Below are 1,710 nucleotides of genomic sequence, written 5' to 3' on the forward strand. Positions count from 1 at the left end.
GTTGGCGGGCAGCCAGATGTCGTCCAGCGCCCTGCCGGTGGCAAGGCGCGCGTCATCAACGTAGCCCTCGCCCACGCGGAACTTCTTCAGTTCAATATCGTGATAAGTGGTGCGTTCATCGCTGACCCGAATCTCCAGTTCCCGCCACAACTTGCCGTCGATAAAGACATAGATAAACCCGGCGCGGCACAACACCGGCGTGCCGTGATCGTAGGCGCTGTTGACACCCGGCAAGGCCACAAATGGCAGCACCGGGACGATCTGATTCCACTGCTGATCCACTTGCCTTAGCGTGATTCGGGTTGCAGGGAGCGGCAGCAGGATCGGCTTGCCGCGTTCGGTTTCGATCTCCAGCATCAGCCGATGCGCGGGCTCGCCGGACCAGTCCCAGACATGCAACTGGCTGGGCGCGCACATGTAGGCGGTGATGTTTTCGGTGCAATCCTGCGCGGTGAGTGCGTCCAGCCGGGTGTTGGCGTCTTTCTCGTAGAACGCCAGGCGTTGAGTGGGCGGGTGATACTGGCCGACCACCTGGACGATGAGTTTGTTGATTTCGCAGCACGGGCCACGGCTCAGGACGCCAACGGGTTTGGGCATGTCAGGACTCCTGTCCGGTCGAAGGTTGCTGCAGATGGGATTGCAGGTAGAGGACGTGTTCTTGCTGCTGGGTTTCCAGCGCTTGCTGTTGGTTGCTGCTCAGGGCTGCCTGATGAGCAAAAGTTAAAGCCTGCCATTGGTGGGCGGCCGGGTTTTCCATCTCGTGCCAACGCATCTGCCCTGTCGCTCTATCCGGCCAGCTGCCGCCATACCAACTCAGGCGCGTCAGTGGTCCTAACCAGAACCTCAGTTCATCGACGGTACATGCGGGGAAGAAATAGCTCGCGGTGGCGGGGTTCGAGTAACGCAATACGCCCTTGCGGTTCTCCTCGAAGTTGACGAACAGGATCTGCCGCAAGTGAGCCAACACTGCCTCGGTCGAATGGTCGCTGTGCAGCATCAGGCCCGGCCATTGCTCGGGAGCCTGCAGGATGGCGGCTGATAGTTTCGAATCGTCGTCCTTGACCAGCAAAGGGCTCTGTTCGTCATAGCCCGCCAATGAGGTTGAATCGAAGAGCCGGGTCAAGTCAGGTTGCGCTACCTGCCGATAAAGGTTGGGCAGCAGATGCTCAGTGCGTTCCAGCAAAAACCATGTGTTCATTGCTTGCCTCCCACGCCCAATGCACGGGCACATGGGCAGTCCGGCAAAGGGCATTCCATAGGCGTCTTGCCTTGCGGTTTCTGGCATAACTCGACAATGGGTGCATCACCCGCGAGCAGCGCTGGCAACGCCTCACTGGCGCTTGGCCCGCCCGATGGCGAAGAAGCAGACGCTGGAAGCGCGGTCTGTTTTGCAACGGCCAGCGGCGTTCCAGGTACCGCCGGCATCCCCGGCATCGGTATCCCGCCGAGCAGCATCGGCACGCTGCTGAAGATTCCTAAAGGCGTGATATTGATCCACTGTCCGCCCGCCTTGACGGTCGCGGTCATTCCGGCATCGATGACGACGTGCATCTTCGAACTCAGATGCACTTGCCCGGCGGCACTGACCAGATGATTCGCCGCGCTGATGTGCTGATTGCCTACGACTGTCAGGGAATCGTCCGCGAGGATTTGCGTCTTGCGACCGCCATGAGTGAGGTGGTGTTCTTCGCCTTGCAGTTCATGGCTGGC

The 1,710-nt window shown here is 60.1% G+C and carries 1 protein-coding gene and 2 pseudogenes; all 3 read right to left on the minus strand.

All coding sequences use genetic code 11. The features are described from left to right. Positions 1-597, minus strand: a pseudogene (locus CFII64_RS14020) (hypothetical protein); the annotation flags it as partial. A 1-nt stretch (position 598) separates the two neighbouring features. Then, the gene (locus CFII64_RS14025) at positions 599-1,198 is read right to left on the minus strand and encodes a DUF4123 domain-containing protein (protein ID WP_020291446.1); all 600 of its coding nucleotides are present in this window, start codon (positions 1,196-1,198) and stop codon (positions 599-601) included. Next, positions 1,195-1,710, minus strand: a pseudogene (locus CFII64_RS30055) (hypothetical protein); the annotation flags it as partial. The gene CFII64_RS14025 and the pseudogene CFII64_RS30055, both read right to left, overlap by 4 nt.

It is taken from the genome of Pseudomonas sp. CFII64 (genome assembly GCF_000416235.1).
GTDB lineage: Bacteria > Pseudomonadota > Gammaproteobacteria > Pseudomonadales > Pseudomonadaceae > Aquipseudomonas.